This window comes from Arthrobacter sp. K5 (assembly GCF_040448525.1).
GTDB classification, from domain to species: Bacteria; Actinomycetota; Actinomycetes; order Actinomycetales; family Micrococcaceae; genus Arthrobacter; species Arthrobacter globiformis.
The window spans coordinates 1,323,489-1,350,228 of the sequence record NZ_CP159279.1 but is presented as its reverse complement, the minus strand read 5'-3'; the positions used below and the strand labels follow the sequence as shown (position 1 = coordinate 1,350,228).

Sequence of the window (26,740 nt, the reverse complement as noted above, 5' to 3'; positions counted from 1 at the left end):
CCGCTGTTGCTCCGCTAGCTGCCGGCGGCGGTAGCTCCGGCGGGGGAGTGCAGTCCGGCCAGGGCTGCCTGCTGGGCAAAGTCCGGGTTCGCGCGGACAACCTCGTCGAAGGTGCCCTGGGCGAGGATGGTGCCTTCCTTCATGAAGCACACCTGGTCGTTGTTGCGGATGGTCGACAGGCGGTGCGCCACAGAGATGACGGTAATCTCGCCGTGCAGTTCACTGATCGCCTGGGCTACCGCCGCCTCGGTGGCGGTGTCGAGTGCGCTCGTTGCCTCGTCGAGCACCAGGACGAGCGGATCCATGTACAGGGCACGGGCTATTCCGAGCCGCTGGCGCTGGCCGCCGGACAGCGCCAGCCCCCGTTCGCCAACCCGGCCGTTAATGCCGTCCTTGCGGGATTCAATGGTTTCCAGGAGCTGGGCGCGCTGCAATGCGCTGCGTACCCGGTCCTCATCGATGTCGCTGCCCCAGGTCAGCGCGACGTTCTGCGCCACGGTGCCGTCGAAGATGGCGACTTCCTGCGGCACGTAGCCCACGCGCTTGCGCCAGTCGGCCAGCACATCCTCGAGCGGAACGCCGTCGAGGGTCATGGTTCCGGCTGAAGGCGTCAGCAGGCCCAGGAAGATGTCGATCAGGGTGGACTTGCCGGCACCCGACTGTCCCACCACACCAATGGACGAGCCCATGGGCAACTTCAGGTTGATGTTCTGGACGGCGGGCTGTCCGGCACCGGGATAGGTGAACTCGACGTTTTTGAGCTCCAGCATCTTCGGCTCGTCCCGGATGGGCGTCCTGCCCAGTGTTTCCGCATGCTTCCGGAATTCTGCGGCGTCCTTGATGTCGCCCATTACCGTCTCAGTGTAGGGAAGCGTTGACTGGACCAGCGTCAGCTGGGACTGCATCTGGGTCAGGGCCGGGACCATCTTGAAGCCGGCCAGGCCGAAGATCGCCACAGAAGACATCGCAGCCTCGATACCGCCGATGAGGTAGCCCACCGTGCCGATCAGCAGGAAGCCGCCAATCAGCGCCATGTCGATCACGAACTTGGGGACCGAACCCATGAAGCGGATATTGGACCGGGAACGTGCGGCCCGCTCGCGGCTTTGCATCACGATGCCGCCGACCTCGTCGGCCTTGTCCCGCAGCGTGATTTCCTTCAAGGCTGCCAGCATTTCCGAAACCAGCGTGGACATGCGCATGGCGGCGTCGCGGTTCACCTTGCCGGCTTCGTAGGACTTCTTGGAAAGCCAGAGGTAGAGGAACGCGGCGATGGCGCCAAGGTAAACAAGGGTGGCCAACGCCGTCTGCCACGATGCGCCGACGAGGACCACCAGGACGGAAGCGAATGTCAGCGCCTGGGCAGGCAGGATCACCGCAGGGAAGAGGACTCCGGACACGGTATTGGCGATTCCGACGTCGATCATGCGCACCAGTTCGGTGGTGGACCGCTTCATGCGTTCCGTCCACGGCGCACGGATATAGCTTTCGAACAGGACGGTTCCGATCTCCATCTCGTACTCGGCAAACCGTCGGGTCGAAACCCACTGGAGCCAGATGCTGAGTACGGACTTGAGGATCATGACCATCGCTGCCCCGACGAGCAACGCCAATCCGAACTCCTGGCTTACGGAGCCGAAGACGGGCAGAACCATGGTTCCGCCCTTGAGGATTTGGTTAAGAACCAGGGCGAATACGCCGAGGGCACCTGCATCGAGCAGCGCCAGAAGAGCTGACAGCACGCCGAAGAGCAGGAGAAATCTCCGCGCATTCGACGGCAGAAGGGGCAGCAGTTCGCGCATGGTACGGCGCAGGTGTCTCAAGAATTACTCCAGAACGGAAGGGACGGAATCCATCCCCATACTACGCGCCGCCAGTAGGGCGGGGGCGTTGGCATAAACTGGGTAACTGGCGCGGAGGACTCGCCCGGATGGGTGCGACCGGCAATGGCCGAGTCTCTGGCTGGCCCATTGGTGCTGCCCACGCAGTGAATGGGCCAACCTGCGTCCGGAACAACCACACTGCATCGGTCCTGCTGCCAAACTGGAAGCAGGCTACGCCAAGGTTTTAGGAGCCACTGAGTGACCAAGCCCCACCTGCTCTACATCGCTTTCGCCTTTCCCCCCAGCACCGCATCATCCGTATACCGCTGCACCGCGGTGGCCAATGCGTTCGCCGAGGACGGATGGGACGTCACGGTCCTCACTGTCGACCCGCAGGTCTGGTCTCAGATTTCCGGAGTGGATGAGAAGCTGGCGGAATCGGTTCACCCGGACATCCGGGTTGTCGCAGTGGACGACGGCGGCGCGGAAGAACCGGCCAAGGGAGACCTGCGCCGGTACTCGCGGTTCAGGATCGAGGCTCCCTACCTGTGGAAGGATGCCCTGCGCCGCCGCAGCCGGCGGAACTTCCCCGAGGACTTCCACGGGGCGTGGCTGAAGCCCGCCAGCGAGGCTGCCCGAAGCATCCATGCGGAGAAGCCCGTCGACCTGGTCATGGCCTCCGCCAGCCCCTACGTGGCATTCGGCGTTGCCCGGGCGATTGAGGGTGTTCCGTACGTTATGGACTACCGCGACGCGTGGGCTTTCAACACCATTTCCGGGGCCGAAGATTTCACGCCGGACAGTGCCGTGGGGAAGCGCGAAGCCGAATATCTGCACGAGGCCGCTCAGGTCTGGTTCGTCAACAGCCAGATCAGGGACGAATACGCCCGCCGCTATCCCGAGTCGGCCCACCTGATGCGGGTGGTGGCCAACGGCTTTGACCCCCAGCCAGGCCACGCCAGGCCGGCTGTGCAGCCTGCGGAACGCCCAAGCTTCGGTTACCTCGGCACACTGCAGTACGTGAACATGCCGCTGCAGGAATTCCTGGACGGGTGGAGTGCCGCCTTCGGTCCGGACAGCCCGCAGGCGGAGGCGGTGTTCCGCGGGAAGCTGAGCGCTTCCGGGGCGGCAGGCGCCGAGATCCTCGAGATTTTTGGAAGCGGGCGCCAGAACGGCCTCCGCTACGACGGGCCGATCTCCAAACGCGACGTCGCCGGCTTCTACGGCAGCATGGATGCCTTAATTCTCCTGCTGTCCAGCGGCAAATACGTGACCGGCGGCAAGACCACGGAGTACCTGGCCACCGGTCTGCCCATTGTCTCCGTGCACGACATGGAAAACGCAGCCACGGACCTCCTTCGGGATTATCCGCTGTGGTTCCCTGCGAAGGAGCTCACCCCTGAAGGCATTGCGAATGCGCTGCGTGACTGCGCCGAGGCATTGCAGGAACCGGACGAAAAGCGCTGGGCCGCTGCCTGGGCCTACGGCCAGCAGTTCCTCCGCAGCACCATCCTCGAGCCAGTCATCGCCGAGCTGCGGGGAATTGCAGGATACGGCGCGGCGAAGCCGCAGCCGGCCACCGAAGAAAGGAGCCAGGCGTGACTTCCGCCAAACCGCTGCACGTAAGTATCGTCGTCGGCCGCAGCAGCCACCCGCAGGCGGTCATTGATGATTTGTGGAACCGTGCCTTGGGCGCGGTGGGCCAGCAGGCCGGCCAGATGACCGGGACGGCCGTCTACGCGAATGACGGCGCCCCGACCGTCACGGCCGGGGACCACCGCCTGACGGTGGTGCCGTTGGCCAAGGCCCGCGGCGGCCGGTTCACGTCGCTGGTTTCAGCCGCCGCAGGGAAACCAGGCCCGGTGGGTGTTGCCGGACGGCTGCTCAGGGACAACCTTGAGTCCAGGAGCCTCGCGCGCACCCTGTCCGGCCGTGTGGATCTTCAGGAAAAGTTCCGGAGGTCGGATGTCGTTGTTGCCGCTGACCTCACCGCGGACCGCTCCGTCTGGCATTTGCGCAACAGCACCGGTGCTGGGCTGGTGCACGGCCCGATTGCCATGCTGCATGCCCTCCGGGAGTCAATGCGGAAGTGATCGTCCGTCAGGTCCCGCCGATGAGTCCATGGCATGTCGCCTGTGGAATACTTGACGGGTGAGTCGAACCTGGATAGTCATACCCATGTACAACGAAGCGTCCGTCGTCGGCACCGTCATCGAGGGGCTGCGGAAGGAATTTCCGCACGTTGTTTGTGTTGATGATGGCAGCACCGACGGCTCGCAGGACATAGCCCGGCAGGCCGGGGCCGTAGTTGTCCAGCACCCCGTGAACCTGGGCCAGGGTGCGGCGCTGCAGACAGGAATCGAATATTCGCTGCAGGACCCGCAATTGGACTGCATCGTTACTTTCGACGCCGACGGCCAGCACCGCGTCGTCGACGCACTGGCCATGGCCGACCGGATCCGTTCGGGCGAGGCCGACGTCGTCCTCGGGTCCAGGTTCCTTGACGACCGCACCAAGCTCTCGCCCCTGAAGCGGCTGGTACTGCGGACGGCCGCGGTGCAGTCCCGGATGTCCACCGGCATGGCCCTGACGGATGCCCACAACGGCCTGCGGGCCTTCAGCCCGACCGTTGCCCGCGGCATCAACCTGCAGCAGAACCGGATGGCCCACGCCTCCGAACTGGTCCATCAGCTTGCCGAGATGAATCCGCGCTGGGTGGAGCACCCGGTCGAGATCATCTACACGGACTACTCGAAATCCAAAGGCCAGTCGTTGCTGAACTCGGTCAATATCGTCGCTGACCTCTTCTTTAGGTGAAATTGTGCAGATCATTGTCCAAGTAGCACTTGTCCTTGCCGTCATCACCGTCTCGCTGGCGCTGATGCGCGGCGGCTCCAATGCCAGGCACCTTGCCATCCGCCGCATCATGCTGGTGCTCTTCGCCTTCCTGGCGGCGCTCTCGATCTTCTTCCCTGAACTGCTGACCCGCGTGGCCCGGTTGCTCGGCATCGGCCGCGGAACGGACCTGGTGCTGTATGGCCTCATCGTGAGTTTCCTGGTTTTCATGGCAACGACCTACCAGCGGTTCCGGCACATGGAATCCACGCTTACCAAGCTCTCCCGACGGATTGCCTTGGACGAAACGCCGGCACCCGGCGTTGACGGGCCCCTGCAGCGCAAGGATGCGGAGCCTGACCGGCGCCTGACCCCTCCGGCGCACGGAGGGCAGTAGTGCCGGTCCTGTCCGGTACAGCCCATACCGCGGCCACCGTTCCGGGATCGTCGCCCACGCGCGAATACGGCCTGGACATTCTTCGGGTTGTAAGCATCTGCGGGGTGGTCGCGATCCACGTCTTCGGCCACGTACTGGGCCGGGCACCGCGCGAGAGCCGGCCGTGGTGGACCGCTGTGGTGCTGGACGTGAGCTGGATCTGGGTCGTTCCCGTCTTTGTGATGATTTCCGGGGCGCTCATCCTCGGTTCCCGGGTGGTGGCGGAACAGCCGGGCCTGTTCTACCGCCGCCGGGCAGTGCGGCTCATTCCGGCGCTCGTCGCCTGGAACCTCATTTACCTCGTCGGAGTGCGCATCTGGATGCGAGGCGAGGACCTGACTCCGCAGCGGACACTCCAGTTGCTGGTCGACGGCTCGGTGTTCACGCAACTGTACTTTCTCTGGCTCATTGCGGGGCTGTACGGGGTTGCCCCGGTACTCGCCGGATTCCTGCGCGGCGGCGGTCAGCCCCGGGCCACGAAGGCGGCTGCCGCTTTCCTTGCCGCGTCGCTGCTCTTTTACATGCTTCCCGGGATACTTGGCCTTTTCGGTGTCGCGAGTCCAGTCCGGCTCAACTTCCTGACGCACTGGATGCCGTACGTGGGCTACTTCCTGGCCGGGTACGCGCTGCGGAATGTCCGCCTCACCGGGGCAAAACTGACCGTGACCGCCCTGGCAACTGCCGCTATCATCGCCGGAACGGTTTGGCATTACGGCAACAAGGGAGAGCTTCGCCTTCTGGATGCCGTGGTTTCTGTCTCCTACCTTGGAGTCGGAGTGGCCTTGGCGGCGCTGGGCGTATTTGTCGTAACCCTGTCCCTGGCTTCGAACCTGAGGGTCAGGCGGGCAGGGAAGCCCCTGACGGTACTGTCGAACGCAACCTTCGGAGTCTTTCTTGTGCACCTGGTGATCTTCGAAGCCATCCGGCTGCAGTTTCCGGCGGTGGCGGCCGGGATGTCGATCAAGGCCATGGTGCTCGCCTACGCCGCCACACTGGTGGGAAGCTTCGCGGTCTCAGCTGCTGCCCGCCGTGTTCCTGTATTGCGGAGCATTTTCTAGGGGCCCCGACCGTACCGCCTTTCCGGTGCCCCGTGGCCGGACGGATGCCGGCACGTCCACTTTCGTCCACTGCTGTCTGGGATAATGAATCATATGACTGAGCTGCCCTCGCTGTTGATCCTGACCTTTTCACCCATTCGCTCGGATCCCAGGGTCCTCAAGCAGGTCGAGCTGTTCAAAGGCAAGTACCGCGTTTCAACGTGCGGCTACGGTGACGCCCCGGAGGGCGTGGACAACCATTTCGCGCTGCCTGCAGATTCCCGTGGCTGGCCTTCGGACAAGCTGGGCCTCGTCACGCGCCGCTATCCCCGTGTCTATAACGGCCTGACCGCCGTTTCGGCTGCGCGTCGCATCCTTCCGCGCGGGGAGTTCGACGTTATTCTGGCCAACGACCTGAACACGCTTCCCTTGGCACTGGAACTTCAGCCCCGCTTGGGCGTCCACGCCGACCTGCACGAATTTGCCCCCCGTGAAAAAGAGGATGACCTCAAGTGGAGGCTGTTCGTGGCACCATTCATGCGCTGGCTCTGCCGTCGGTACCTGCCCCTGGCCGAATCCGTCACCACCGTATCCCAGGGAATAGCCGACGAATACACAAAGGATTACGGCGTGGCCGCCGGTGTGGTGACCAACGCCGCGCCCTACTCCGAACGTGACGTCCGGCCTGTGGGCACGCCGGTCCGCCTCATCCACAGCGCTGCCGGCCAGCGTTACCGCAAGCTCGAAAACTTCATTGAGGCCATGCGGGATGCGCCCGATTGGCTGACGCTGGACATGATCGTAATGCCCAACGAGCCCGACTACGTGGCCGAGCTGAAGGAGAAGGCCGCTTCGGTGCCCGCCATCCGGTTCCGCGACCCGGTGCCCTACAGCCAGCTGGTAGCTACGCTCAGTGAGTACGACGTCTCCCTGGTGTTCCTTCCCCCGACGAACTTCAACCTCAAGAACGCCCTGCCGAACAAGTTCTTCGAAGCCGTCCAGGCGCGCATTGGACTCATTGTGGGCCCGTCCCCGGCGATGGTCGCGCTCGTGGAGCAGCACGGATTGGGTGCAGTGACGGCTGATTTCTCGGCGGACTCGCTGCGGACCACCCTGCACGGACTGACGGCGGAGAAAATTTCGGAGTGGAAGCGGGCGGCAGCCGCAGCAGCCCGTCCGCTCTCGGCCGAGTCGCAGGTGCTGGCGTGGCAGAAGGCTGTGGAGGAGATTGTGACGTCCCAGACAGCGCGTGCCTGAGGCGTAGCGCCGGTACGGACAAACAAGCCGGTACGGGCAACCAAACAGAAAAGGCGGCTTCCCCGGGTGTTCGGGGAAGCCGCCTTTGTGTAGGAGGCCCTTAGCTGGCGCCGGAGGTGGATGACACGGTGGAGGCCGTTCCCACCGAGCCTGCGATGAGGGAGGTGCCCCACCGGCTTCCGGCCACCACCGGGTAGTAACGCAGCTGTCCGTCGCTCTGCACGGCCATCACGCCTTTACTGGTGGTTCCGGCAAAGCCCTTGTTGGCGGAGAACTGGCGGAATGACTGCCAGCCGCTGCCGACGGTTTTCCTGGCTTCCGAGATGAACCTGTTGGCGCCGGTGGAGCGGTAGAGCCGCATCGCTCCTGTGCTGTTGACGGCCAGCAGGTCCTGCTTGCCGTCGGAGTCGTAGTCGACCATGGCGAGCTTAAGGCCTGACCAGCCTGCTCCGATGCGTACCGGGGCGCTGACGGTCCGTCCGGTGGCATTCGCCCAGTAGTAGAGGGCACCGTCCGTGCCATAACCCACCAGGCCCGTATACCGGGAACCGGAGACCCATTTGCCGGTGACCAGGGTGGTCTGGGCGAAACCCGTAGAAGCAACCGTGAACGGTGCCGCAAACCCGCCGGACGCCGACCCCGGGTACAGCGATAACATGCCATTGGACCTCTGGGCCAGGACGTCGGCGACGCCGTCGCTGTTCCAGTCCACAACGTTCAGGGACTTCATCCCGGACCAGCCCACCCCGATCTGGTAGGGGCTGCCGACGGAGGAGTTCCCTGCCGGGCGGTTCCAGAGCCCGCCGGCGGCGTCAACGGTCAGGATGTCCGCGGTGCCGGTGATGGCCCGCCCCGGCACGAGGAGCCCGCTGCCCCCGATGAGCAGGCCATTCCAGCCGGACGGCAGCACCGACTTGGCACCGAGGGTGCCCGCCGTCAGCGGATAGTAGCTCAACTGTCCCGAGCGGTCGCGGGCGAGAAGCCCGTTCGATCCGGCGGCCGCGAAGCCCCTGGCCGGGCTGATGCTGTTCATGGTGTTCCATCCGCTGGCCAGGAGCTTGCGGGCTTCGGAAACCAGCGTGCCCGTTCCGCCGGAGCGGTGGAGCGTCATCCGGCCCAGGTAATCGACCGCCACAAGGTCCTGGTTCCCGTCGCCGTCGGCATCTGCCATGGAGATGTCCGTCCGGGCAAACCCTGAGGCGAGTGTGGTCGCGGGGGCGGGCGCGCCGCCGGAGGGGTTCGCATGGAACTGGACCGAGCCGTCCGCCCGGCGGACCACGACGCCCGGATATTTGGCGGCCTTGAGCCACGGGCCGAAGGTGACATCGGCTCCGGTGAGGCCCGAGGCGAGAACCGTCCGTGCGGCAAAGCCGCCGGCGGGCAGCCCGGTTTGGATTCCCAGAACCCCGGTGGTGCTCAGCGTGGCAAGGTCCTGAATGCCGTCGGCGTTCCAGTCGGTGACGTGGACGGATGCCAGGCCGGTGAAGCCGGTGCCGATCTTGACGGCGGTCCCCAACGTGCCGGTTCCCGAGCTGCGGCGGTAGACGTTGCCGGACGGATCAACGGTGACGACGTCGGAGGCCGAGGTGATCGAAGGCGTCACGGCCGGCGGTGTGGGCGGGGCCGTGGCGACATTGATGGTTTCGCCGCCGGCGATGAGGTAGTTGTTCCAGCCCGTTCCGATGGCGCTGACAGGTCCCCATGCGGAGTTGCCGGGCACCGGATAGTAGTAGAGCTGTCCGCTGGTGTTGCGGGCCATGAGGCCGTTTGTTGCGGCACCCTTGAAGTTCGTGGTGACGGTGACGCTTGTCATGTTGTGCCAGCCGCTGCCGATGGTCCTGCGGGCCTCGGCCACGAACGTCCCGCTGCCGTTAGTGCGGTACAGCAACAGTTGGCCGGCCGGATTCTGGGCCAGGATGTCCTGGCTGCCGTCACCGTCAAAGTCGATCATGGTGAGGTTCAGGCCGCCCCATCCCTGGGCGATGGCTGTTCCGCCGCTGACACCGGCACCCGAGGTGTTCCGCCACAGGCGCAGCACCCCTGAGTCGTCGCGGCTGATGATTTGCGGGTAATAGCTGCTGTTGTACCAGTAGCCCACTGTCAGTTGGTAATCTTCCCACCCCGACGCCGCGAGCACGGGGCCGGTGGCAAACCCGCCGGCGGCGACCCCCAGATAGACATTGACCCGCCCCGTGTTCCACTGGGCAATGAGGTCAAGAACGCCGTCGGCGTTCCAGTCGATGGCGTTGATGGACCGCAGCCCGCTCCAGCCCACGCCGATCTGCTTCCGCGTTCGGAACGTCCCGCTGCCGGTGGCCGGATAGTCCCAGAGGATGCCGGAGGAGTCTGCGGCTACCACATCGCCCAGCGACGTAATGGAGGGCGTGGGCACGGCGCCGTCGGCCGTCGCGGCAAACTTCTGCAGGCCGGCGAGAGTTCCGTTCCACGCATTGGAGTCGCCGGCGAACGGGCCGGTGGCGCTGTACTGCCAGACGCTGTATGTACCCCAGCCGTTGGGCATGGAGCCCACGTAGCGTGAGTAGGAGGCCAAGTGCAGTGGCTGGCGGCTGAAGGCGCCGGAGTTGCCGGTGCACTGGGTCCACCAGTCGGTTGTCGTGTAGATCATTGGCAGGCGCCCGGTCCTGGCCAGCACCCTGTTGGAGAAAGCCGCGATCCAGTTGACCATCGCCGTTTGGCTCATGTTGTAGCAGGTGTTTCCCAGCGAGGCGTAGGGGTTGTACTCGATATCCAGAAGCGGCGGCATGGTTTTTCCGTCGCCGGTCCAGCCGCCGCCGTTGTTGACGAAATAGTCGGCCTGGGCCGCGGCGGTTGAAACCCCGGGGAGGGCAAAGTGGTAGGCCCCGCGGATCATGCCCGAGGCCAGCGCCCCGCCGTACTGGGTCCCGAAGTAGGGGTTCTTGTACGTGGTCCCCTCGGTGGCTTTCACATAGGCAAACCGTGCACCCATGCTGTACTGGGCCGCCCAGTTGACAGTTGTCTGGTGGCTGCTGACGTCCAGGCCCTGCACACCCGGTGCCATCCAGGTGTTGGCCGCTTCGGTGGAGATCGCATTCAGGGACGATGCCGTGGACTGCTTTGCGAACGTCGCGGCCCGGCGCTTGACGCCCTGCCCTAGGTAGGCGCCGTCTTTTCCGATTTCGGCGCGCAGGGCAGCCATGTCGATCTGGCCCGGCTCGGGCTCCGTTGCAGCAGCGGTGGGTGACGCAGGAGCGGTTGACGCCGGCGCTTCGGGAGGGGGCGGAGCTGTCGGGGAAGCGGGAGCTGCCCGGGCCGGAAGGCCGCCGCCCAGGCAAAGCATCGTGGATAGGAGGGCCGTGCCGCTGAGGAGGGCAACGCGCCTTGCCTTCAAGGCGAGAGCCGCGGAGATTCTGCTATTCGGGGAACAATTCATGTGATACTCCGTAGCCTTCAAATTCCGGGCAGAGAGCCGGCTCGTGGCTGACGTCTTCGCCGTCTTGAGTCCCATCACGCCGGCGGCGATGTAGGCGGCCCATCCTAACACCCAAGGTGCTGATGTTACTAATGGTGCTTGTGTGATCCCTGTAACCAAAGGGACCCGCGTTCCCCGACGTACCGCAAACGCGGACAGCGTCGTCCGTCTTAGTTAGCTGCGCTGCCGGCCCCCGCATAAAATGGGGGCCATGAAGGTTTTGGTTACCGGCGGCGCCGGCTATATCGGTTCACATACGGCTCTTTGCCTGCTCGAGGACGGGCACGACGTCGTCGTGCTGGACAACCTCATGAACTCGAACATCGAGGCAGTCCGCCGTGTTGAAGAGCTCGCCGGCAAGAAGGTGGAGTTCCGCGAAGCGGACCTGCTCGACGCTGAGGCTGTCGACCAGGTCTTCGCGGAGGGCGGGTTCGACGCCGTCATCCACTTCGCGGGCCTGAAGGCCGTCGGCGAGTCCGTGGCGAAGCCGCTCTGGTACTACAAAAACAACGTGGTGGGCACGATCAACCTCCTCGAGAGCATGGAGAAGGCCGGTGTTCGGCGGCTGGTCTTCAGCTCATCGGCCACGGTCTACGGCGCCTCGGAGCACGTTCCCCTGATCGAGAAATCGCCGCTGGACGCAACGAACCCCTACGGCAGGACCAAAGAGCAGATCGAGGACATCCTGTCCGACCTGAGCGACGCCGACCCCCGGTGGAGCATCGCGCTGCTGCGCTACTTCAATCCCGTGGGTGCGCACGAATCAGGTCGCATCGGCGAAGACCCGCACGGGATCCCCAACAACCTCTTGCCCTTCGTTGCGCAGGTCGCCGTGGGACGGCGCGAGAAGGTCATGGTGTTCGGGAACGATTACCCTACCCCCGACGGCACGGGAGTCCGCGACTACATCCATGTCATGGACCTCGCAGCCGGCCACCTGGCGGCGCTGAACTACCTGCAGATGAAGACGGGCGCCTTCCGCTGGAACCTTGGGACCGGCCGTGGGTCGTCCGTCCTGGAGGTCATCGACGCCTTTGGCGCTGCTGCAGGGCATCCGGTTCCCTATGAGTTCGCACCCCGCCGGCCGGGGGATGCGGCCGTCAGCTACGCCGACGCCTCGGCGGCCTTGGCGGACCTGGGCTGGTCCGCGCACCGTGACCTGGCGCAGATGTGCGCTGACCACTGGCGCTGGCAGAGCGCAAACCCCTACGGCTACGCGGGCAACGACTAAACACCTTCCTGCGAAACTGCCCGGCGCCGGGTGAAGCATTGACCCCGCGCCGCCTCTTTGGGAGGCGGCGCGGGGTCTTCGCAGTTCTGGGGATCCGCCCGCGCCTATGGCGCGGCCCTTATGGAAGCTGTTTGGCGATGTAGGGTGCCAGTGCGCGAGCATATTCTGCGCTGATGTGCGAGAAGTCCCGGTACACGATCATGGATCCCACCACGGGGTAGCACAGCTTGTTGTCACAGAACTGGTTCCGCAGGACGACTCGCTTCACGCCTTCTGCGGACATGGCTTTCGCCGCGTTCGTGATGGCGGTGTTCGGCGGAATTGCCTTGTTCACTGGAACTGCGCAGGCGAGAGCGTCCTGCTGGCGTGCGAGGCACGTCGGAACGTATTCACCGGTTGTCCGCGGAACGTCGTCGAACACCACGACCTTTTTTCCCGCGGCGAGCCACTGGCGCCACACCTTTGCGAATCCGTCAACGGCCGGATCCTTGAACGGCTCATTGTCCGGGGATTCGAACGAAAACGCGGTCGAATAGGATGCCGCGAAGATCGTACCCACGGACTTGTTCCCGGCCAGCTCCCGGGCGACCTTTTGACCCCATGCCAGGCAATCCCGCTGGTTTGAGTCAGTCTTCTCAGAGGCCTGGATCCTGACGGCCGCCGTAACAGGGCAGGAACTCTTCGTGTAGGTCTTGATATGCCAGCTGCGATCCTTTGCCAGAGTCTCCAGGGCCGGGTACCAGGCAGTGGCATGGGAGTCGCCGACGATGGCCACGGTTTCCTTCGCCTGGGAAGCGTCAACACCAAGGTCGCAGCTCACGATGTCGGTACCTGCGGCGTCAGCCTGGCACCCGGGATGCAGCGGCTGCGTATTTTGCTTGGCGACCAGGGCGGGCGCAGGACTGGGCGTTTCCTTGCCGATGACAGGGCCACAGCCGTTGGCCGGATCCAGAGCCCCGGGCCCGTAGCAGGCACCGAGCTCTGCGGAACGATCCGGGCTTGACTCTGAATATGCGGCCGAAGTCAGCCCGAAGCACATGGCCACCGTGAGCACCATGCCTACGGCGGCGAACAGGTATGCCCGCAGGGATTTTTTCAGCAGCCGGCCGCGCCGCAACGGATCCTCAACCGTCAGTTTTGTGATCCACGCCAGCAACGTGGAGGCCAGCAAAATAAGCAGCTTCTCCCAGGTCCCAAGATCATGGCGAAGGACGAACGGAAGGACGACGATCAGCGGCCAGTGCCAAAGATATACGCCGTAGGAGACGTCGCCCAAAAAGATGGCCGGGCGGCGCGAGAGCCACCAGCGGGGTGTCATCCGGGCGGGGTTTCCGCTGCAAATGAAGACCAAGGCGGTGCCAAGCACCGGAAGCATGGCCGTCCAGCCAGGGAACGGGGTGCCGCTGTCGAATGTCAGGGCAGCATATGCGATCAGGGCGACTCCGGCCCAGGCGAGAGCTGTCGCCAGCCGTCCGGAGTATTGCCGTCCATTGAAAATGAGGGCGGCGAGGCCGCCCGCGGCGAACTCCCAGACGCGGGTCGGGGTAACAAAGTAGGCAACAGACGGGCTCTGCGCCGTCAGAACGACCGAGTAGATCAGCGAGGTTGCGCCGACGAACGCTATCCCGGCGATCATCATGCCCCGAGGGGAGGACAGCGGACCCAGTTTGGATGCCACGGCTGGCCGTCGGGCGATGTACAGGAGCAGGGCCACCAGCAGGGGCCACACGAAATAGAACTGCTCCTCAACCGAGAGTGACCAGTAGTGCTGAACCGCGGAGGCGTCATTGTGCTGGGCTGAATAGTCGACGGAGTCAGTGGCCAGGACCCAGTTCTGAACGTACAGGGCGCTGGCGCCGATCTGGCGGGCCGCAACCTCCCACAGTGTGGACGGAATCCAGAGGAAGGCCGCGACCAGGGACACCAGCAGGACCAGGAGCGATGCCGGAAGCAGCCTTCGGATTCTCCTCGCCCAGAACCGGGTCAGCCCCAGGGCTGAACCGTCCTGGACCTCGCGGTACATGTGGGAAGTGATGAGGAAGCCTGAGATGACGAAGAAAACGTCGACACCGACATAGCCGCCTGTAAGGCGCTCAGGCCAGAGGTGATAAAGCACCACCAGGAGGACGGCGACAGCTCGGAGGCCTTGGATCTCTGGCTGGAACTGGCTTGTTGCCGGGGCCTCGCGGACCGCTGATGGGTGCTTCCTGGACGTCTCGAGGGTTCGGATGGCAGGCACAACGACCAATTTTATCGCGAAACCGCCTGCCGCTGCGAATAAGGGGGATCGCGGCAGATGACCAGCGGACACCAAGTTATCCACAATTGCTCTTTTTCTCTGTATTCGTCGGAAGCAATCACTTAGCTTTAACCCAGATGTTCTGCCTCCGCTGGGGCCGGCAGTCATTCGGGGGAATTCATGGATGCAGTACGCATTGTCGAGGATGAAGTCCGGGAGCTGATCCGGAGGCGGGGTCTCGATCCGTTGCACCAGGCTGCCGAGGTCAGGCGGCTCGTGGAAGCGGCCGTGACCGACTATGACGAGCGTGCCCTTATGGGTCCGCTTCCGCCGCTCGGGCCACTGGAGTCGGCACGGCGTTTTGTCTTCGACGCTGTGGCCGGGTTCGGCGCCCTCCAACCGTTGCTCGATGATCCGGGGATTGAGGAAATCTGGATCAACGCACCGACGGAAATCTATGTCGCACGGAACGGCGAATCCGAACTCACGTCACTGAGTCTGACGGATCAGCAGGTCCGGGACCTGGTTGAGCGCATGCTGAAGAGCTCGGGGCGGCGGCTGGACATCTCATCGCCCTTCGTGGATGCGTCACTGCCTGACGGATCCCGCCTGCACGTGGTGATTCCGGATGTCACCAGGCGTCATTGGGCCGTCAACATCCGCAAATTCGTTGTGAAGGCAACGCGGCTGGAGCATCTCGTGGAGCTGGGCACGCTGACGCCGCAGTCCGGGCGATTCCTGGGCGCCGCCGTCGCGAGCGGACTCAACATCCTGGTCTCCGGTGCCACACAGGCGGGAAAGACCACACTCCTGAACTGCCTCGCGGCCAGCATAGGCAGCCGGGAGCGCGTCGTGACGGTCGAGGAGATCTTCGAACTGCAGTTTCCGCTGCGCGATGTTGTCGGGCTGCAATGCCGGCAGCCCAATCTCGAAGGCGAAGGAGAAATCCCGCTCCGGCGGCTGGTCAAGGAAGCCCTCCGGATGCGGCCTGACCGCCTGGTGGTGGGCGAGGTCCGGGAAGCAGAGAGCCTCGACATGCTGATCGCCCTTAACAGCGGGCTGCCGGGGATGTGCACCGTCCACGCAAATTCAGCGCACGACGCCGTAACCAAGATGTGCACGCTCCCGCTGCTCGCCGGCGACAACATTTCCAGCGCGTTTGTGGTTCCGACCGTGGCCTCGTGCATTGATCTGGTGGTTCACTGCAGCCGCACGGCAAACGGGCGCAGGCAGGTGACGGAAATCCTCTCCCTGGGCAGGCGGGTCGAGAACGGAATTATCGAGTCCTCGATGATTTTTTCCATGATCGGCGGCCTGCTGGAGCCGACGGCCAACACCATGCCGGCGGAGGAGAAATTCGCGAGGGCCGGTTATGAAGTCGCGGCGCTTTTGGACCCGCGCTGATGGCTGCGCTGCTGGGAGTTCTGACGGGTGCAGGGCTGTTCCTCATCTGGTGGTCGGCCTGGGACCAGCCCGCGCGCCCCAAACGTGGACGGCGGACAAGCCGTCTCCATGACCTCTTGTTGTCTGCCGGCATTGAAAAGGTCACCGGTGCCGGTCTCATCGGCAGCTGCCTGGGCCTTGGCGCCTTTGCGACCCTGGCCTTTTTCGCCGTGAGCAGGTCCTGGCCCATTTCGGTTTGCTTTGGCCTGTTCGGCGGCTGGCTTCCGGTGGCGGTGGTCAAATGGCGGGCCAAGAGACGCGGTGCCATTCTGCGGCGGGTCTGGCCCGACGTCGTCGATCACCTGCGGTCGGCTATTCGGGCCGGGCTGTCTTTGCCGGAGGCACTGATACAGCTGGGCGACAAGGGACCCGAGGAACTGCGGCACGTGTTCCGCGACTTCGGCTCGGATTACCGCTCAGGTGGCCAGTTCGACGCGTCCCTGAACAGGCTCAAAGACCGGCTGGCAGACCCGGTAGCCGACCGCATCATCGAGGCACTCCGGCTCACCAGGGAGGTGGGCGGCTCCGATCTCGGCAAGCTGCTCGGGACGCTCGCAGAGTTCCTGCGCGAAAGCGCCCGGACCCGCAGCGAGCTTGAAGCGCGGCAGTCGTGGACAGTCAACGCTGCCCGGCTGGCAGTCGCGGCCCCGTGGATTGTCATGCTGCTACTGGTCAGTCGTCCGGAGGCCGTGGCTGCGTACAACACCCCCATTGGAGCGGCCGTGCTGTTGGGAGGCCTGGTGGTGTCGCTGGTGTGCTATTCGGTCATGCTGAAGATCGGAGCCCTCCCGGAGGAAGAGCGGGTATTGCGATGACCACCGCCGCTGCCATAACCCCAGTGCCAGCGGCAGCGATGCTCTGCGGCGCACTCCTCGGGGCGGGTCTGTGGCTGCTCCTTGTCAGGCTCCCGTTCATGCGGTCCGTCAGTTTCGTGGAACGCATCGAACCGCAGCTCAGGTCCCAAAACCTCGAATCAAGGCTCCTGCGGGCGGAGGAACACATCCTCACTCCGTTTGGTCCCCTCGAACGCATACTCCGCCCGCTGATCAGGGAAGCCACCGCCAAACTGGCCCGGTTCAACCTTGGCTCCGCAGCCCTCAGCCGCAGGCTCGCCCAGGCACGCATCGACAAGTCGCCCCTGGACTTCAGGGCCCAGCAGCTCTTCTGGGCACTCTGCGCGTTCATTGCTGCCGTCAGCGTCATCCTGGCGGCGGCGCTGGCCGGGAGGTTCAGTCCCGTCCTGGCCGTGGCGATCTCAGTCGGCAGCGGGATCGGCGGCTTCCTCTTCCGTGATTACTGGCTGGGCGTGCAGATCCGGCGGCGCGAGGAACGGATGCTGGCAGAGTTCCCGAGCCTGGCGGAGATGATTGCGCTCGCGGTGGGCGCCGGGGAAAGCGCCACCGGCGCCCTCGACCGCGTCTGCAGGACTGCCAAGGGTGAGCTCTCCAAAGAATTCAGCGGGGTCCTGGCCGAAACCCGGGCGGGGAAGCCCCTGGTGGAGGCGCTTCAGGAGTTTTCCGCGCGCACGGATCTCGGGCCGCTGATCCGCTTCGTTGACGGCATCATCGTCGCGGTGGAGCGCGGAACGCCACTGGCCGAAGTCCTGAGAGCCCAGGCCCAGGACGTCCGGGATACGGCCAAGCGTGAGCTGATGGAATCCGCCGGCAAGAAGGAAATCGCAATGATGGTGCCGCTTGTCTTTGGCGTGCTGCCCCTGACCGTGGTGTTTGCCGTGTTCCCCGGAATAGCGGCACTCAGCCTGAATTTTTGACCCCCGCTGCTCCGGCAACCGCTGGCAGTGGCCATGCCCAACAACATACAAACTCGCAGAAAAGGGAAGCACATGACATTCATGGCCAGGCACGGACTAGTACTTGTCGCCGCGGTGACGGCCCTGATCGGCCACTCCTTGGCTGCAGTCCTGCGCCCCTGGAAGATCGCGACGTCGGCGGACCATCCTGAGCGCGGGGATGTGCCCGGCTGGGTCATGATCACCCTGATGTCGGCGGTCCTTGTCGCCGCGCTGCTGGCCCTGGCCGGTCCGGCACTGGAAGCCATGTTCAACCAGGCAATGGACACGGTCGGAAAGTAGCCTGTGAACGGGACCGGCGCGGACACCTCCGGGCGCGAGAGCGGTGCTGCTGTGGTCGACTTTGTGCTCGTGGGTGCCCTTCTGACCATGTTTTTTGTGTCCATCATCCAGCTCGCGCTCATCCTGCACGTCCGGAACACACTCATCGATGCTGCGGCTTCCGGCGCCCGGTACGGAACCCTGGCGGACCGCAGCGCGGACGACGCCCGGCGCCGCACCGGCGAGCTCATCGGTACGGCGCTCAACGCGGACTTCGCCCGGGACATCGAAACGCGCGAAGTCACATTCCAAGGGCTGCGGACGCTGGAAGTTACTGTCAGGGCCCCGTTGCCGGTCATCGGTCTGATCGGTCCCCGCGAAGGGCTGGAGGTCACCGGACATGCCGCGATCACCGGCTGACCGCGGGCGGCGGCACCTCACCAGCAGGGTTGCGTGCAGGCTCCGGGAGGCTCTCTGCCTTGACGGCCGTGGGCGCCCCGGCACTCTCGGCGCCCACCGCGCCCGAGACGCGGAAAGCACCCGTGACCCGGAAAGCACCCGCGACCCGGAAAGCACCCGCGACCCGGAAAACTCTGGGTGCGACGGCGGGCAGCGGGGGAGTGCGGTGGTCGAGTTCACGTTCCTTGGACTGCTCCTCATGGTGCCCGTGGTCTACTTCATCATCACGGTTGGGCAGATCCAGGGCGGCTCCTTCGCCGTGGTGGGTGCAGCTGACCAGGCGGCCAAGGTCTTCGTAACCCGGCCCGATGCATCGTCTGGCCGGGCGGCAGCAGAGCAGGCCACCATGGTGGCCCTTGCCGATTACGGCCATCCCGCCGGGAACGCCAGCGTTGAGATCAATTGTGACTCCGGAGGCGACTGCATGGCGGCGGGCTCAGCTGTCACCGTCACCGTGCGGCTTACCGTGCCGTTGCCTTTCGTGCCCTTTGGGGAGGCACTTCGGCTCAACGCCGGCCAGCTGAGCGCCTCGGCCACTCAGGTTGTGGGCAGGTTCCGTTGATGCTTCCTGCAGCTGGCCGCACCCCCGCCCGGTCAGCGCGAGCGGGTCGTGACGAGGATGGGCAAATGACAGTCCTCATCATCGGATTCGTCATGCTGGCCCTGCTGGTCAGCACCGTGGTCATGGCGGCCTCCAGCCTTTACATCGAGCACAAGAAACTCCTGTCGCTCGCGGACGGCGCTTCGGTGGCCGCCGCCGACTCCTACACGCTCGGCCAGGTCGAAACGGCCGGCGGCACTCCCTCGGCACTGCTGAACGGTGACCGGGTCCGGAACGTCGCAGCCGACTATCTCAGCCGCAACGGCGCCTTCGGCCGGGTTGCCGGGCTGGCCGTCGCATCCGGAACGGGCACGCCCGACGGTTCCACCGCCGTCGTGGTTCTCAGCGCCACGGTGCACCCGCCGGTGGTCAATTTCCTCATCCCGGACGGCATCACCATTGCGGCGTCATCCACCGCGCGCTCGCGGCTGACCCGATAGCCTGGTCCGCCGGCACCCCGCGCCGGGCGCAGCCGGTTAGGGCGGATAGCGTACGCTTAAACAACCATGGCTCAAATTGATTTTGCTGCAGAAATCCGCGCGTTGCGCGGCACCTATACCTCCATCGAACAGGTCACCGATGTCGAGGCGCTCAAGGAAGAGATCGCAGAACTGAGCGAGCGTGCCGGCGAGCCGGACCTCTGGGATGACCCTGCGGCTGCGCAGGTCATCACCTCTCGGCTGTCGCACCGGCAGTCCGAACTGGAGCGGCTCAACACCCTGGCTTCCCGCATCGATGACCTTGAGGTGCTGGTGGAGCTCGGCCAGGACGAGGACGACGCCGACTCCATGGGGGAGGCGGAGGCGGAGCTGGAGTCCATCCGCAAGTCGCTGAAGGACCTTGAAGTCGTCACCCTGCTGTCCGGCGAGTACGACGAGCGCGAGGCCGTGGTCACCATCCGCTCCGGTGCCGGCGGCGTTGATGCCGCGGACTTTGCCGAGATGCTGCTGCGCATGTACCTCCGGTGGGCGGAACGCCACGGCTACCCGACCACCGTCATGGACACCTCCTACGCGGAGGAAGCGGGCCTCAAGTCCGCCACCTTCGAGGTTAATGCGCCGTATGCGTTCGGCACGCTCAGCGTCGAGGCGGGAACACACCGGCTGGTCAGGATCAGCCCGTTCGACAACCAGGGGCGCCGGCAGACGTCGTTTGCTGCTGTGGAAGTCATTCCGCTGATCGAACAGACAGACTCCATTGACATCCCGGACAACGAAATCCGCGTGGACGTCTTCCGCTCGTCCGGCCCCGGCGGCCAATCGGTGAACACCACCGACTCCGCGGTCCGCCTGACGCACATACCCACCGGCACGGTGGTATCCATGCAGAACGAGAAATCGCAGCTGCAGAACCGCGCCGCCGCGATGAGGGTCCTCCAGTCGCGGCTCCTGCTGCTCAAGAAGGAGCAGGAAGACGCCGAGAAGAAGGCATTCGCCGGCGACGTCAAGGCGTCCTGGGGCGACCAGATGCGCTCCTACGTCCTGAACCCATACCAGATGGTCAAGGACCTCCGCACTGAGCATGAGGTGGGAAACACCTCCGCCGTGCTGGACGGCGCCATTGACGACTTCATCGAAGCCGGGATCCGCTGGCGCACCGACAACCGCAACGCCGAACGCTAGACGCGCCAGGGGCAAGGGACGCAATCCCGCGACACGCCCCCCTGAGTCCCGCCTGAGCATGGCAGCCCGTGCGTATAGTCGAGAGGCCGGAGCTCTACTTCCCCCTAGCGAAAGCCCCCGCACCGGTTGCAGACCATGCCCTTAAAGCCGTGTCCTGCAGGGTTTTAGGGTCATGATCCGTTTCGAAAATGTCACCAAGGTCTACGACCAGAAGGCCAGGCCCGCCCTGGATTCTGTCAGCCTTGAAATTGACCGTGGTGAATTCGCCTTCCTCGTCGGCGCGTCAGGATCCGGCAAGTCCACGTTCCTGCGCCTCGTCCTCAAGGAGGACCGCGCCACCTCCGGCACGGTCTACGTCGCCGGCCAGAACGTAGCCAACATCTCCAGCTGGCGCGTGCCCCGACTGCGCCGCGGAATCGGCGTGGTGTTCCAGGACTTCCGCCTGCTGCCGCAGAAAAACGTCTTCGCCAATGTTGCCTTTGCCATGCAGGTGATCGGCAAGAGCCGCAGCGTCATCCGCGACACTGTCCCCGAAGTGCTCAAGACCGTAGGCCTGGAGGGCAAGGAGAAGCGCATGCCCCACGAGCTCTCCGGCGGTGAGCAGCAGCGCGTTGCCATTGCCCGCGCCGTGGTCAACCGCCCCGGCATCCTGCTGGCCGACGAGCCCACCGGCAACCTGGACCCCACCACGTCGATGGGCATCATGGGGGTGCTGGACAAGATCAACCAGAACGGCACCACCGTGGTCATGGCCACTCACGACGACGACATCGTGAACGAGATGCGCAAGCGAGTGGTGGAGCTCAAGAACGGCAGGGTCATCCGCGACGAAGCCAGGGCCCTCTACACGTCGATGATCCCCGTCGTCGGCCAGTCCCGACGGCTCAAGGACGCCAGCGGACGCGACGACGCCGCGGACCCGCGTGGCGAGGCGGTCCGCGACCAGGCAGGGGAGGGCCGGCTGTGAGGCTCCAGTTCATCCTCGGCGAGATCGGCGGCGGCCTGCGGCGAAACCTGTCGATGGTCGTCTCCGTCATCCTGGTCACCTTCGTGTCCCTGACCTTCGTGGGTGCGGCGGGGATGCTCCAGCTGCAGATCAACCAGATGAAGGGCTACTGGTATGACAAGGTCCAGGTGGCCATCTTCCTTTGCGGTGAAGGGTCGACGGCGGCCGGCTGCGCCTCGGGTCCGGTGACGGCCGAACAGCAGGACAACGTGCGGACCCTGCTGGAATCGCCCGCAGTCGCCCAGTACATCAACGACTTCCAGTTCGAGTCCAAGGACGACGCCTACAAGCACTTCAAGGAGCAGTTCTCGAACTCTCCCATCGTCGATTCGGTCACGCCGGACCAGCTTCCCGCCTCATTCCGGATCAACATGAAGGACCCCGAGAAGTACCAGATCATCAGCGAGACCTTCGCCTCGCAGCCGGGCGTGGAAACCGTCATCGACCAGCGCCAGGTCCTGGAGCGGCTCTTCTCCGTGATGAACGCGGCGTCCCTCGTCGCAGTAATCATCGCCGGAGTGATGACGGTGTGCGCCATCCTGCTCATCGCCACCACAATCCGGCTCTCGGCGTTCAGCCGGCGCCGGGAAACGGGGATCATGCGGCTCGTGGGAGCGTCAAAGACAGTGATCCAGCTGCCCTTCATCCTCGAAGGCGTGATCGCGGCGGTCATCGGCGCAGCCCTCGCGTCCGGAACGCTGTGGGCCGTGGCCCACTTCTTCCTGGGCGAATACCTGTCCAAGCAATATCCGGATACAGCGTTCATCTCGCCGGCACAGACCCTGCTCCTCGCCCCGGCACTGGTGGGGCTGGGTGTTGTTCTGGCGGGCACTTCATCTCTGCTCACGCTCCGCCGATACTTGAGGGTGTAGGCCATGCTCACCGAAGGAATGCCCATGACGAGTTCCGGCAGGCCCATTCGAAAGAGCCCGGCGGGGCGCCAGCGCAGGATTCTCAGTGCCGCAGTGGCACTCATGCTGGCCGCGAGCCTGGGTGCGTCAGCGCCGGCCGCCTTCGCGGACGACCTTGAGGACCAGCAGGCCGCCCTGAAGGCCGAAGCCGCCCGGGTCCAGCAGTCGCTCGAATTCGTCGATGCAAAAATTTCCAAGGCAGCCGGGGACCTCGTGATCTACCGCGGACAGCTTCCGGCCGCGCAGCAGGCGCTGCTCGAGGCCCAGGGCCGCGTGGCGAGTGCCGTCAAGGAAGTGGAAGCCCTCGCTGCCAGGGTGGATCTCGCGCAGCAGAACAAGGCGAAGATCACCCAGCAGCTGGACGCAGACAAGCAAAAGATCGCCAGCACCAAGAAGCTGATCGGCCAGATCGCCACCCAAGCATACAAATCGGGCGGCGTGCCCTCCGACCTCACGCTGTTCTTCGGCTCCAACAACACCGGCAGCCTCACGGACACGATGGACATGGCCGACCAGGCGCTGCGCAGCCAGAACTCCGCAATGGAAAAGCTGACCCAGCAGAACGCCACCAACGTCAACTCGCAGGCCCGCCTGCAGGCTGTCGAAGCGGAGATCAAGGAGCTCAAGGCCAAGGCTGACGCGGCGCTTGCCAAAGAGAAAGCCGCCCGCGACGAGGCCGCCGCCAAGAAGGCCAAGGTGGACAAGCTCATCGCGGACACCACGCGCCTGAACAACGAACTCGAGGCAGCCAAGCCCGGAATTCAGAAGAAGCTGGCTGGCGTCAAGGCGCGCCAGGACGCCGTCGCCGCCGAAATCAAAGAGCGCGACCGCAGGCTGCGCGAGGCGTGGCTCGCCGAGCAGCGGCGGATCGCAGCCGCAGCCGCGGCAGCGGCGAAGGCCAAGGGCGAGCAGCCCAAGCCTTACGTGCCTCCGGTGGCAGGTCCGCCGTCGGCCTTTGGCCTCCGCCACCCATTCCCCGGCAGCGTACCCATCACGTCCGGTTTCGGGTGGCGGGCGACGCCGCCCGGCACCATCGACTTCTACGGTGCAGGCGGATACATGCACACCGGCATTGACTTCGGTGCCGCCTGCGGCACGCCGGTGTACGCCGCCGCAGCCGGCACCGTTTTCTCAGCCGGATGGGCGGACGACGGCGGCGGAAACAACGTCAAAATCTCGCATGGCGTGGTCCAGGGCAACTCGCTGACCACGATCTACTACCACAACACCAGCGTGGTGGTCTCCGTCGGACAGCAGGTCAGCCAGGGGCAGCTTATCGCCTACTCGGGTACCACCGGGAACTCCACGGGCTGCCACTCGCACTTTGAGACCTGGCTGAACGGCGAGGCGGTTGACCCGATGCGCCTGCTCTGACGTAGGGCGCCGGCCGCCTGGCGACGCGGGGCAGCCGGCGCACCTGCGTAGAATAGTAAGACTTTGTTCCGGTGCCGCCGGAACAGCCAGTACCGAGAACTGAGGAGTTGAACCGTGCCCAAAGAAAGTGGCCGTAAAGTCGTGGCCACCAACCGGAAGGCCCGGCACGACTACCACGTCATGGACACCTACGAGGCGGGCATCGCGCTCATGGGGACTGAGGTGAAGTCCCTCCGCGAAGGCCACGCCTCCATGGTCGACGGGTTCTGCACCTTCTACAACGACGAGCTCTGGATGGAAGGCATCCACATCCCTGAGTACAACCAGGGCAGCTGGACCAACCATGCGGCCCGCCGGCGGCGGAAACTCCTGCTGCACCGCGAAGAACTCATCAAGATCTCGCACAAGATCCGCGAATCAGGTTTCACCATTGTCCCGCTGCAGCTGTATTTCGTGGACGGCCGGGCCAAGGTGGAGATCGGCATCGCCCGCGGTAAGAAGGACTACGACAAGCGCCAGACCCTTCGCGAACAGCAGGACAAGCGCGAGGCCCTCCGCGTCATGCGGGAACGCAACCGGCGCTAGGGCTGCCGACGCGCGTGCGCCGGCTGGAATGAAATGCCGTTCCGATGCGTTATGCTTGGTAGTCCGGCAGGGATCAGGTTCTGAACCTGCGCTCCGCCGGTTTGGTAACAAAATACGGGGATGATCGGTTTCGACGATGTTAGTCGCGACAGGTGAAGCGGGCCGAGGATGCAGAATTATCTCGTAAACGCTGTCTGCAAACCAATAAGTGCCGAATCTAAGCGCACTGACTTCGAACTCGCTGCCTAAGCAGTAGTTCAGTCCGTCAGCCCGGGGATGCTATCGCCCCGGATCCTGGCGTCATTTAGATAGCCACTGCTGTTTGCTCCCGTCATCGGAGTAAACGGGACTCTTAGATGACTGGGCCCGGATCAGCCGCCTGTTTGCAGGACGGCTGGGGCCGAGAAAATCCGACGCAAACTGCGCCCGGAGAAGCCCTGACAACACGACATCGGACGGGGGTTCAATTCCCCCCATCTCCACTAAATCCCGTTACCTGACGGGGAACGCCCGGACCTCGGTCCGGGCGTTCTTTGTTTAAGCTGCTGGCCCAGGTGCTGCAACTGTTGCTGTTCACCCACGGCGTAGCCCGCACGGGACTACCCGCCCTGCCGACGGAGTTGTGACAGGTATCACGAATCCAGCGATTCGAAACCCAGCGGTAGGGAGGCATGCCATGTCCACGGCGGCTGCAAACGAAACGGGTCCGGTCGACGACGGCGCGGCGCTCGACGCCTATTCGGAGACGGTCATCAGGGTGGCCAGGACCGTTACACCCCATGTGGCCGCCATTGAGATGACGGGGAACCGGCGCAACGGACGGTTCCGGGTCGGCGCCGGATCCGCGGTTCTATTTACCGAGGATGGCTACCTGCTGACCAACGCCCACGTGGTGGCCGGGACACAGAAAGGCCGTGCCGTCTTCGCTGACGGCTCCGGTACTGATCTGGAGGTGGTGGGCGCGGATCCGCTGTCCGATCTTGCTGTGGTCCGGGGCCGCGCCCCGCATGTCGCGCCGGCGGAGTTCGGTGACGCCGAGTCTCTGCAGGTGGGGCAGTTGGTGATAGCCGTCGGGAACCCGCTCGGACTGTCGGGCTCGGTGACGGCAGGTGTGGTCAGCGGACTGGGACGCGCCATCCCCGTCTGGGCCGGACGCAACCGCAGGGTCATTGAGGATGTCATCCAAACCGACGCCGCCTTGAACGCCGGCAGTTCCGGCGGGGCACTGGCCGACTCACGAAGCCGGATCGTGGGAATCAACACTGCGGTGGCCGGCGCCGGGCTGGGGCTGGCGGTTCCCGTCAACAGCACGTCGCGCCGGATCATCTCCGCGCTCCTGTCGGACGGCCGGGTCCGGCGCGCATATCTTGGAGTGGTCAGCACCCCGATCCGCCTGGGTGCCAGCGAAGTGGTCCGCACCGGCCAGCGGGAGGGGCTGCGAGTGGTGGAGGTCCTGTCCGGTTCCCCGGCGGAGCAGGCAGGTCTGCGGACCGGCGATGTGCTACTGCGGGTAGGCTCGCGTGCTGTCAGCAATGCCGAGAGCCTGCAGAAACTGCTTTTTGCCGAGGCCATCGGTGTCCCGATGAACATATCCGTCCTTCGCGACGGACACCTCACTGACGTATCAGCGGTTCCCGGCGAAATGGCGGACTGGGGATAGGCAGGAACCGGAGACAAACAACGGGGTGGCCAGGAGATCCCTGGCCACCCCTAACTTATGTTGTCCGGCAATCAGCGTTTCTTCAGATGCGCCACAGGGTCCGGGGCTCCCTCAATCGGGGCCTTGGCTTTCTTGTCCGCGCGTTTCTGTTTAATGGTCTTGGCTGCTTTCTTGTGCTGTTGCTGGTGCGGCGACTTGTCCGGCATGGCGTGCTCCCTCGTCAGAGGGGCAGGAGGATGCCCCTCCCTACGTAAATTACGCCTGTTCCAGCCCAAATGTAACTGCCCGGCTACGCCCTCTGCACAGGCCGCCGCGTCAGCCAGCGACGTCGGCGATTCCCACAAACCTGGTGCCCACACCGTCGAACTCGCTCCGTATGAACCCGGGCGCCGGCCGGGGAACTTCTGAGGGCCGGTGATGATCGCAAACGACATAGGTGAACTCGGGCCACCACTTCTTTGGCCGGGCCGCCTCCTCGTAACCACAGACCGCGCAGACGAGATGCACCCACACCGGCCTTTTCCCTGTCCGGTTGGCGCGGGACTGGACGAGCCAGGCGGGGGGATTGTCCAGCAGCTCACCCAGCTCGGCTTCGGTCAGAAGCTTGGGAATGCCGTGGCGCTGCGCCATTTCCAGTGGTACATCCAGGGCAATTGCCGCATCACGTCTGCTGATCATCCAGTCCACGATACGGTAAGT

Annotated in this window: 25 protein-coding genes and 1 other RNA gene; 21 read left to right on the top strand and 5 right to left on the bottom strand. The window is 64.7% G+C overall.

Annotation, left to right across the window (positions count from 1 at the left end):
• Positions 1 to 14: 14 nt before the first annotated feature.
• On the bottom strand, positions 15 to 1,823 hold the full coding sequence (locus ABRP34_RS06050) for an ABC transporter ATP-binding protein (RefSeq protein WP_353712582.1): 1,809 nt from the start codon (positions 1,821 to 1,823) through the stop codon (positions 15 to 17).
• A 258-nt stretch (positions 1,824 to 2,081) separates the two neighbouring features.
• On the opposite strand from ABRP34_RS06050, the gene ABRP34_RS06045 reads away from it, so the two are divergent.
• The 6 genes from ABRP34_RS06045 (at position 2,082) to ABRP34_RS06020 (ending at position 7,388) form a co-directional block, all read left to right on the top strand.
• Positions 2,082 to 3,425, top strand: coding sequence for a glycosyltransferase (locus tag ABRP34_RS06045; protein ID WP_353712581.1), 1,344 nt, complete (start codon positions 2,082 to 2,084; stop codon positions 3,423 to 3,425).
• Positions 3,422 to 3,916, top strand: a complete 495-nt coding sequence (locus ABRP34_RS06040; protein ID WP_353712580.1) for a hypothetical protein — start codon at positions 3,422 to 3,424, stop codon at positions 3,914 to 3,916. The genes ABRP34_RS06045 and ABRP34_RS06040 overlap by 4 nt, the downstream gene beginning before the upstream one ends.
• A gap of 85 nt (positions 3,917 to 4,001) precedes the next feature.
• On the top strand, positions 4,002 to 4,640 hold the full coding sequence (locus tag ABRP34_RS06035) for a glycosyltransferase family 2 protein (protein WP_003804917.1): 639 nt from the start codon (positions 4,002 to 4,004) through the stop codon (positions 4,638 to 4,640).
• A gap of 4 nt (positions 4,641 to 4,644) precedes the next feature.
• The gene (locus tag ABRP34_RS06030) at positions 4,645 to 5,055 is read left to right on the top strand and encodes a DUF2304 domain-containing protein (RefSeq protein ID WP_003804916.1); all 411 of its coding nucleotides are present in this window, start codon (positions 4,645 to 4,647) and stop codon (positions 5,053 to 5,055) included.
• Positions 5,055 to 6,152 carry an acyltransferase family protein gene (locus ABRP34_RS06025; RefSeq protein ID WP_353712579.1) on the top strand — a complete coding sequence of 366 codons (1,098 nt, stop codon included), beginning with the start codon at positions 5,055 to 5,057 and terminating at the stop codon, positions 6,150 to 6,152. Before ABRP34_RS06030 ends, ABRP34_RS06025 begins: the two co-directional genes overlap by 1 nt.
• 93 nt (positions 6,153 to 6,245) lie before the next feature.
• Positions 6,246 to 7,388: a glycosyltransferase gene (locus ABRP34_RS06020; RefSeq protein WP_353712578.1), complete on the top strand. Its 1,143-nt coding sequence runs from the start codon at positions 6,246 to 6,248 to the stop codon at positions 7,386 to 7,388.
• 100 nt (positions 7,389 to 7,488) lie between these two features.
• On the opposite strand, the gene ABRP34_RS06015 is transcribed toward ABRP34_RS06020, so the two are convergent.
• Positions 7,489 to 10,758 (bottom strand): GH25 family lysozyme, encoded by a 3,270-nt coding sequence (locus ABRP34_RS06015; protein ID WP_353712577.1) that lies wholly within the window; start codon positions 10,756 to 10,758, stop codon positions 7,489 to 7,491.
• Positions 10,759 to 11,050: 292 nt separating this feature from the next.
• Here ABRP34_RS06015 and galE point away from each other — a divergent pair, with 292 nt between their 5' ends.
• On the top strand, positions 11,051 to 12,070 hold the full coding sequence (gene galE / locus ABRP34_RS06010; protein ID WP_003804909.1) for a UDP-glucose 4-epimerase GalE: 1,020 nt from the start codon (positions 11,051 to 11,053) through the stop codon (positions 12,068 to 12,070).
• A gap of 118 nt (positions 12,071 to 12,188) precedes the next feature.
• On the opposite strand, the gene ABRP34_RS06005 is transcribed toward galE, so the two are convergent.
• Complete coding sequence (locus ABRP34_RS06005) at positions 12,189 to 14,309, bottom strand: acyltransferase family protein (protein WP_353712576.1); 2,121 nt, start codon at positions 14,307 to 14,309, stop codon at positions 12,189 to 12,191.
• A 180-nt stretch (positions 14,310 to 14,489) separates the two neighbouring features.
• Between ABRP34_RS06005 and ABRP34_RS06000 the strand changes: the two genes are divergently transcribed.
• The 14 genes from ABRP34_RS06000 (at position 14,490) to ABRP34_RS05935 (ending at position 26,041) form a co-directional block, all read left to right on the top strand.
• Positions 14,490 to 15,713, top strand: a complete 1,224-nt coding sequence (locus ABRP34_RS06000) for an ATPase, T2SS/T4P/T4SS family (protein WP_353712575.1) — start codon at positions 14,490 to 14,492, stop codon at positions 15,711 to 15,713.
• On the top strand, positions 15,713 to 16,567 hold the full coding sequence (locus ABRP34_RS05995; protein WP_353712574.1) for a type II secretion system F family protein: 855 nt from the start codon (positions 15,713 to 15,715) through the stop codon (positions 16,565 to 16,567). The genes ABRP34_RS06000 and ABRP34_RS05995 overlap by 1 nt, the downstream gene beginning before the upstream one ends.
• Entirely contained in the window at positions 16,564 to 17,523 is a 960-nt protein-coding gene (locus ABRP34_RS05990) for a type II secretion system F family protein (protein ID WP_353712573.1), read from the top strand. Before ABRP34_RS05995 ends, ABRP34_RS05990 begins: the two co-directional genes overlap by 4 nt.
• Before the next feature lie 72 nt (positions 17,524 to 17,595).
• Complete coding sequence (locus ABRP34_RS05985) at positions 17,596 to 17,844, top strand: hypothetical protein (protein ID WP_353712572.1); 249 nt, start codon at positions 17,596 to 17,598, stop codon at positions 17,842 to 17,844.
• Between the two features lie 87 nt (positions 17,845 to 17,931).
• The gene (locus tag ABRP34_RS05980; RefSeq protein WP_139023398.1) at positions 17,932 to 18,243 is read left to right on the top strand and encodes a pilus assembly protein; all 312 of its coding nucleotides are present in this window, start codon (positions 17,932 to 17,934) and stop codon (positions 18,241 to 18,243) included.
• Positions 18,224 to 18,844 (top strand): hypothetical protein, encoded by a 621-nt coding sequence (locus ABRP34_RS05975; RefSeq protein ID WP_353712571.1) that lies wholly within the window; start codon positions 18,224 to 18,226, stop codon positions 18,842 to 18,844. The genes ABRP34_RS05980 and ABRP34_RS05975 overlap by 20 nt, the downstream gene beginning before the upstream one ends.
• Before the next feature lie 65 nt (positions 18,845 to 18,909).
• Positions 18,910 to 19,323, top strand: coding sequence for a pilus assembly protein TadG-related protein (locus ABRP34_RS05970; protein WP_353712570.1), 414 nt, complete (start codon positions 18,910 to 18,912; stop codon positions 19,321 to 19,323).
• 66 nt (positions 19,324 to 19,389) lie between these two features.
• Positions 19,390 to 20,505 (top strand): peptide chain release factor 2, encoded by a 1,116-nt coding sequence (gene prfB / locus ABRP34_RS05965; RefSeq protein ID WP_043419576.1) that lies wholly within the window; start codon positions 19,390 to 19,392, stop codon positions 20,503 to 20,505.
• A 172-nt stretch (positions 20,506 to 20,677) separates the two neighbouring features.
• Positions 20,678 to 21,472, top strand: coding sequence for a cell division ATP-binding protein FtsE (gene ftsE, locus ABRP34_RS05960; protein WP_353712569.1), 795 nt, complete (start codon positions 20,678 to 20,680; stop codon positions 21,470 to 21,472).
• The gene (gene ftsX / locus ABRP34_RS05955; protein WP_003804884.1) at positions 21,469 to 22,383 is read left to right on the top strand and encodes a permease-like cell division protein FtsX; all 915 of its coding nucleotides are present in this window, start codon (positions 21,469 to 21,471) and stop codon (positions 22,381 to 22,383) included. Before ftsE ends, ftsX begins: the two co-directional genes overlap by 4 nt.
• Before the next feature lie 24 nt (positions 22,384 to 22,407).
• The gene (locus tag ABRP34_RS05950; protein ID WP_003804882.1) at positions 22,408 to 23,796 is read left to right on the top strand and encodes a M23 family metallopeptidase; all 1,389 of its coding nucleotides are present in this window, start codon (positions 22,408 to 22,410) and stop codon (positions 23,794 to 23,796) included.
• A 114-nt stretch (positions 23,797 to 23,910) separates the two neighbouring features.
• Complete coding sequence (smpB, locus tag ABRP34_RS05945) at positions 23,911 to 24,381, top strand: SsrA-binding protein SmpB (protein ID WP_003804881.1); 471 nt, start codon at positions 23,911 to 23,913, stop codon at positions 24,379 to 24,381.
• A 116-nt stretch (positions 24,382 to 24,497) separates the two neighbouring features.
• Positions 24,498 to 24,866, top strand: a transfer-messenger RNA (tmRNA) gene (gene ssrA / locus ABRP34_RS05940).
• Between the two features lie 191 nt (positions 24,867 to 25,057).
• The gene (locus ABRP34_RS05935; RefSeq protein WP_353712568.1) at positions 25,058 to 26,041 is read left to right on the top strand and encodes a trypsin-like peptidase domain-containing protein; all 984 of its coding nucleotides are present in this window, start codon (positions 25,058 to 25,060) and stop codon (positions 26,039 to 26,041) included.
• Positions 26,042 to 26,112: 71 nt separating this feature from the next.
• On the opposite strand, the gene ABRP34_RS05930 is transcribed toward ABRP34_RS05935, so the two are convergent.
• Positions 26,113 to 26,247, bottom strand: coding sequence for a hypothetical protein (locus ABRP34_RS05930; RefSeq protein ID WP_280959915.1), 135 nt, complete (start codon positions 26,245 to 26,247; stop codon positions 26,113 to 26,115).
• Positions 26,248 to 26,356: 109 nt separating this feature from the next.
• Positions 26,357 to 26,719 carry a hypothetical protein gene (locus tag ABRP34_RS05925; protein WP_003804875.1) on the bottom strand — a complete coding sequence of 121 codons (363 nt, stop codon included), beginning with the start codon at positions 26,717 to 26,719 and terminating at the stop codon, positions 26,357 to 26,359.
• Between the last annotated feature and the right edge of the window lie 21 nt (positions 26,720 to 26,740).

Bases quoted from the DNA above. Each gene is read 5' to 3' on its own strand.
- ABRP34_RS06035 (WP_003804917.1), top strand. From the start codon at position 4,002: ATGTACAACGAAGCGTCCGTCGTCGGCACCGTCATCGAGGGGCTGCGG.
- ABRP34_RS06020 (WP_353712578.1), top strand. From the start codon at position 6,246: ATGACTGAGCTGCCCTCGCTGTTGATCCTGACCTTTTCACCCATTCGC.
- galE (WP_003804909.1), top strand. From the start codon at position 11,051: ATGAAGGTTTTGGTTACCGGCGGCGCCGGCTATATCGGTTCACATACG.
- ABRP34_RS06000 (WP_353712575.1), top strand. From the start codon at position 14,490: ATGGATGCAGTACGCATTGTCGAGGATGAAGTCCGGGAGCTGATCCGG.
- ABRP34_RS05995 (WP_353712574.1), top strand. From the start codon at position 15,713: ATGGCTGCGCTGCTGGGAGTTCTGACGGGTGCAGGGCTGTTCCTCATC.
- ABRP34_RS05990 (WP_353712573.1), top strand. From the start codon at position 16,564: ATGACCACCGCCGCTGCCATAACCCCAGTGCCAGCGGCAGCGATGCTC.
- ABRP34_RS05985 (WP_353712572.1), top strand. From the start codon at position 17,596: ATGACATTCATGGCCAGGCACGGACTAGTACTTGTCGCCGCGGTGACG.
- ABRP34_RS05980 (WP_139023398.1), top strand. From the start codon at position 17,932: ATGTTTTTTGTGTCCATCATCCAGCTCGCGCTCATCCTGCACGTCCGG.
- ABRP34_RS05975 (WP_353712571.1), top strand. From the start codon at position 18,224: ATGCCGCGATCACCGGCTGACCGCGGGCGGCGGCACCTCACCAGCAGG.
- ABRP34_RS05970 (WP_353712570.1), top strand. From the start codon at position 18,910: ATGACAGTCCTCATCATCGGATTCGTCATGCTGGCCCTGCTGGTCAGC.
- prfB (WP_043419576.1), top strand. From the start codon at position 19,390: ATGGCTCAAATTGATTTTGCTGCAGAAATCCGCGCGTTGCGCGGCACC.
- ftsE (WP_353712569.1), top strand. From the start codon at position 20,678: ATGATCCGTTTCGAAAATGTCACCAAGGTCTACGACCAGAAGGCCAGG.
- ABRP34_RS05950 (WP_003804882.1), top strand. From the start codon at position 22,408: ATGACGAGTTCCGGCAGGCCCATTCGAAAGAGCCCGGCGGGGCGCCAG.
- ABRP34_RS05935 (WP_353712568.1), top strand. From the start codon at position 25,058: ATGTCCACGGCGGCTGCAAACGAAACGGGTCCGGTCGACGACGGCGCG.
- ABRP34_RS05930 (WP_280959915.1), bottom strand. From the start codon at position 26,247: ATGCCGGACAAGTCGCCGCACCAGCAACAGCACAAGAAAGCAGCCAAG.
- ABRP34_RS05925 (WP_003804875.1), bottom strand. From the start codon at position 26,719: ATGATCAGCAGACGTGATGCGGCAATTGCCCTGGATGTACCACTGGAA.